Source organism: Mesorhizobium sp. M8A.F.Ca.ET.202.01.1.1 (assembly GCF_004791595.1).
GTDB lineage: Bacteria > Pseudomonadota > Alphaproteobacteria > Rhizobiales > Rhizobiaceae > Mesorhizobium.
The window spans coordinates 1-335 of sequence record NZ_SRUN01000157.1 but is presented as its reverse complement, the minus strand read 5'-3'; the positions used below and the strand labels follow the sequence as shown (position 1 = coordinate 335).

The window sequence follows — 335 nt, the reverse complement described above, 5'->3', positions numbered from 1 at the left end:
GTGACGATCTCGCTGAGCTGTGCGGCGGTGGCGTTGGCGTCGTCGCGCATGCGGGCGAACACGCCCTGGTAATCGCCCTGCATGCGCACGGTCAGGTCACCCTGCGACAGTGCGGCCAGCAGGCCCGAGACCTGCTCGATGCTGCCGGCGTTGGCGTCCAGCAGGCCGTTGATCTGCTGGGCCAGCTGCAGGAAGAAGCCCTCCTTGTCGGAGGCGTCGATGCGACCGGACAGGTCGCCGGCGGCGGCCTGGGCAATCACGCGGGCGACTTCGGCTTCAACCTGCGCTTCCTGGGTGCGGTCACGCCACTCCACCACGTAGCCGACGGTGTCGCC

Annotated in this window: 1 pseudogene; it reads right to left on the bottom strand. The window is 69.3% G+C overall.

Annotated features, from left to right (window positions below):
- Window positions 1-335 (bottom strand): annotated as a pseudogene (locus EN845_RS34285) (methyl-accepting chemotaxis protein); the annotation flags it as partial.